At 66.7% G+C, this 3,955-nt stretch carries 6 protein-coding genes; all 6 read right to left on the reverse strand.

From position 1 onward, the window contains the following. Nucleotides 1-382 (reverse strand): hypothetical protein (locus tag V7050_RS19180; RefSeq protein ID WP_324411054.1); only part of this gene is annotated, 382 nt, incomplete at its 3' end. A gap of 2 nt (nt 383-384) precedes the next feature. Beyond that, nucleotides 385-1,044 (reverse strand): dATP/dGTP pyrophosphohydrolase domain-containing protein, encoded by a 660-nt coding sequence (locus V7050_RS19185; protein ID WP_299480978.1) that lies wholly within the window; start codon nt 1,042-1,044, stop codon nt 385-387. Nucleotides 1,045-1,047: 3 nt separating this feature from the next. Then, on the reverse strand, nt 1,048-2,202 hold the full coding sequence (gene dnaN / locus V7050_RS19190) for a DNA polymerase III subunit beta (RefSeq protein WP_299480981.1): 1,155 nt from the start codon (nt 2,200-2,202) through the stop codon (nt 1,048-1,050). Then, a complete protein-coding gene (locus V7050_RS19195) occupies nt 2,199-3,164 on the reverse strand; it encodes a DUF2303 family protein (RefSeq protein ID WP_299480984.1) in 966 nt (321 codons plus the stop codon). Before V7050_RS19195 ends, dnaN begins: the two co-directional genes overlap by 4 nt. 61 nt (nt 3,165-3,225) lie before the next feature. Further along, a complete protein-coding gene (locus tag V7050_RS19200) occupies nt 3,226-3,570 on the reverse strand; it encodes a hypothetical protein (protein WP_299480987.1) in 345 nt (114 codons plus the stop codon). A 51-nt stretch (nt 3,571-3,621) separates the two neighbouring features. Then, on the reverse strand, nt 3,622-3,955 hold a 334-nt coding region (locus V7050_RS19205), incomplete at its 5' end, for a hypothetical protein (RefSeq protein WP_324370220.1).

Consider the following 3,955-nt stretch of genomic DNA (forward strand, 5'->3'; position numbering starts at 1 on the left):
TCCGGGCGAAGCTGTCCATCGAATCGGACATCGTCTCGTAGTCGCTCGCCTCGGCGAACCAGTTCGCCTCGTCGACCCGAGCCGCCGGCGCCAACGGCACGGCTTCGCCGGTGAACATATCGACGGTGCCGCCGTCGCGCGGGTCTTCGAGGTTCCACGACCCGTCCGGCATGACGGTGATCGTGACGCTGCCGCGCTCCTCCCACCACATGAAGGAGACGGTCTCGCCCGGCGTGATGGTGCCGGCGACCGACCAGCGGATCGTCGTCACGCCGGCAGCATCGGGGGAAAGCCAATCCTCCGGGCGCTCGCGGCCGGGCGGCATGATCTCGTCGACGAGGCAGGCTGGCCACCATCGGCGGGTGTGCGCGAAATCAGCCATCGCTACCTCCCGACGCCGGCGGCGGCGAGAACGGCCCGCAGATCGCCCAGACGAACCGCCACGCGCGTCTTGTCGCCGTTGCGCATGAACTCTGCCGCGATCTTCTTGAGGCGCTCGGCGGCTTCGCCATCAATCGCTGCGGCCTCGCCGCTCCGGTCGTGCTCAATCGCCTTGTCCGGATCGGCCGTCCGCCAGTCCGGCCACCGGCGCTTTTCGTTCTTCGTCTGCTTGGCGACGATGGCCTCGACGATGCGGGCCGGATCGAACCCGGCGCGCCATGCGCCGTCGAAGGCCAGAATGATGACGTCGATCCATTCCTCGACGTCGGTGGGGTCCGCCTCGATCTCGCGCAGTTCCTTGCGGATATGGTCGATCACGCCGGCGGCGCGCGTGCCGGGGCCGAAGGTCTTCAAGGAGAAGGCCCGCTGCCGCTCAAGATGCGCAACCAGGTCGAAGCGCGCCTTCGCCGCCGCCCGCAGATCGCGCGCGTCCTGCTGATAGCGGTTGTTTGCTTCGAGCAGATCGGTGACGCGCTGGACCCGCAGCCGCTCGCTGTCGTCGCGGCAGTCGAGCAGGTGCATGATCCAGCGCGCCAGATCGTCCTTGCTCTTGTTCATCAGCGAGCGGTGGGTGACGGTGGAAACGACGGTGAAGGTGGACATCGGCTAGATCCTCATCGGCATGAGAACGAAAAGCGTCTCGCCGCCCTGCGCCGGGCGGACGAGGGCCGGCGCACCGGCATCGCCCAGTTCGAAGATCACCTCGTCGCCGCCGGCGGCGGACAGGAGGTCGAGGCAGTATTTGCCGTTGAAGCCGATCTCGACGGGGTCGCCATCGGCGCCGGCGATCTCGATCTGATCTTCCGCACTGCCGGCATCCGGGCTATGGGCGGTGACGGTCAGGCCGTCGCCCGCGAAGGCGTATTTGACGGCATTGCCCTTGCCGGTGGACACTGTCAGGACGCGGTCGATGGCATCCGCCAGCGGCGCGCGGGCGAGCGTGTAGCGGTTCGGGTTGCCCGCCGGCACCACGCGCTTGTAATCGGGGAAGGTGCCGTCGATCAGCTTCGAGACCAGCGTCACGCCGGTTTCGTCGCCGCCCATGGAAATGCGGAACTTCACGTCGGAGATGTCGAGGCGGACAGGCCCCTTGTCCGGCAGCATTTTCAGCACGAGATCGACCGTCTTCCTCGGGATGATGATCGCCGGCAGGCCCGCCGCGCCGTCCGGAAGCGGCAGGGTCGACTTCGCGAGGCGATGCCCGTCCGTCGCCACGGCGATCAGCACCGCCGCCCCGTCGACTTCGTCCTCGTGCCAGTGGATGCCGTTGAGGTAGTAGCGGGTTTCCTCGCTCGAAATCGCGAAGCGCACGGTTTCCAGCATCGCCTTGAGCGTGGCGGATTCCATGTCGAAACTACAGGTGAACTCGCCGGCCGACAGTTCGTGGAAATCGGAGGCCGGCAGGGACGGCAGACGGAAGCGCGAGCGCCCGGCCGAGATGGTCCACATGCCGCCGTCGTCCTTGGCATCGCCGCTGCCGGCGATCCTGACCTCGCAGCCCTCGGGCAGCTTGCGCACGATGTCGTGCAGATTGTTCGCGGGAAGCGTCACCTCGGCCGCGCCGCCCTCGATCGCGCATTTGCGCGAGACGACTATCTCGGCGTCAAGGTCGGTGCCGGTAATCGCCAGCCTCCCGTCGCTCGCCCGGATCAGGACGTTCGACAGGATCGGGATCGTGTTGCGGCGCTCGACCACGCGCACGGCGAGCGCCAGGGCGGGAAGCAAAGCCTCCCGCCCGATGGTGATCGCGCCCGCCGTCATACCCCCGTCTCCGGCTTGCCCTCATAGGCCGGCAGGCCGGTCTTTTCGCGGGCGTCGAAGAGGGCATGGCGGACGTGTTCGGTGATGAACTGGTCCGGGCGGTAGATCTGATAAAACCAGACCACGGACCCGCCGGCGGCGCGGTAGCGCAGGCGGACGGGGATGCGCATCTTGTCGCCCATGAAGAAGGGCGGCACGGACAGGATGAAGATGCCGGGAACCTTGAGCGGCTGGCCGTTCGCGTCCTGATGGCTTTCTTCCCAGACGATTTGTCCCTCGCCGTTGGCAAGGGTGTGCGCGGCCTTCACCTTGCTCGCCACGTTGACCTGAAGGCCGCGCGACAGTTCGACAAGCTGGCTGGGCGTGGCGACGGTCGTCGCGAAGTCGCGTTCGAGCCAGATGCGCTCCTCGTCGGTCGGCGCGGAGAGTTCCGCGACGCGGTCCTCGAGGAAATAGGCGAAGTCCTCCTGCGTCATCTTCTGGCCGTTCATCTTGTTCCACGCCTGCCACTCCTCGGAGAGCGGGAAGGCGTAATGAACGCGGTGCTTGCCGTAATCCGGCTGACCGTCGACGCCGAGATGGTGGTAGTCGATGACGGCGGTGAAGGACGGCTTGCGCCAGTCCGCGTCGGCGAAGATCACCGAGTGCTCGGACTTGTGGCGGTTGATCAGTTCGCAGAAGGACTCGAAGGTCTGCGCCTCGGCGGTGCCCTGCTTGCGCTTCGGGTGCAGGCGGTAGCTTTCGAGCACGTTCGCGAGCGCATTGACCGCCGGCTGATCGCCGCGGTGCAGCGCGACCGGCACCTTCGCCGGCAGGCCGGTGAAGCCCTCGGGCGTGTCGATCTGGACGATCTCGATCCCCTTCGCCTCCGCCCCGAGACGGGCGGCTTCGGCCAGGTCGATGCTGAAGGGGGTGGCGATGGCTTCCGCGGCGTCCGCCGCGGGGGTGACAGTTTTTGTCATGGTTCGACCTTTCTCTGTTTTGCGCGCCTGCGGCGTCGCGGCTGGGTTCGAGGGGAGCGGACTATTCGGCGGCGCGGGGGCGTGCCTCGCGCGGGCCGTTGAACATGTCGGTCTGCTGGGGGTGCTCGGTGGAGAGCGAGCCGTCGTCGAGCACCCAGTAGAAGGACGAGCCGCGCTGCGGCTTCGGGCGCTTGGAATCGATGTCGCAGGTGATCGTGGCCGTGCCGGCCTCGACTTCCAGATTGATCTTGAGCGTGACGCTGCCCTTGACCTTCGACTTCGGGCGGTCGCCGGAAAGCTCTTTCAGCTTCGACAGCGTCTCGGTGATTTCGCTGCCGAGAACGGCCGCGACTTCGCCGCCTTCCAGCATGCCGATGATCGTTTGCGCGTCGCGGATTCGTTTCATCTTGTCCTCACGGGTGGGTTGATCCGCCGGGTTGGGCGGCGGCGTGGATGGTCAGAAGGGGATGTCGGAAGCCATGTCGCAGATGCGCGCCACGCGCTGCTCGATCTCGGCATGCCGGGCGTCGGCGATCACGAGGGCCTGCGCCTTGATCACGCGCTGCGCGTCCTCGAACATGATCACCTTGCGGGCGAGCTTCCGGTCCAGATTTTCGGCGCGCCGCTCCGAACTCTCAAGATGCCCCATCAGGGTATTGATCCGGTCCAGATGCTTCGCGATCTCGCGTTGAAGCTCGGCGATCTTCTTCGCCTCGGCGGATTGCTCGGGCACGGGCGGCTTGCGGCTGGCTTTCGCGGCCATGGTCTTCTCCTCGATTCTAGAAGGGGAT

It is taken from the genome of Amaricoccus sp., from assembly GCF_036846665.1.
Classification (GTDB): Bacteria; Pseudomonadota; Alphaproteobacteria; order Rhodobacterales; family Rhodobacteraceae; genus Amaricoccus.

Bases quoted from the DNA above. Each gene is read 5' to 3' on its own strand.
- V7050_RS19185 (WP_299480978.1), bottom strand. From the start codon at position 1,044: ATGTCCACCTTCACCGTCGTTTCCACCGTCACCCACCGCTCGCTGATG.
- dnaN (WP_299480981.1), bottom strand. From the start codon at position 2,202: ATGACGGCGGGCGCGATCACCATCGGGCGGGAGGCTTTGCTTCCCGCC.
- V7050_RS19195 (WP_299480984.1), bottom strand. From the start codon at position 3,164: ATGACAAAAACTGTCACCCCCGCGGCGGACGCCGCGGAAGCCATCGCC.
- V7050_RS19200 (WP_299480987.1), bottom strand. From the start codon at position 3,570: ATGAAACGAATCCGCGACGCGCAAACGATCATCGGCATGCTGGAAGGC.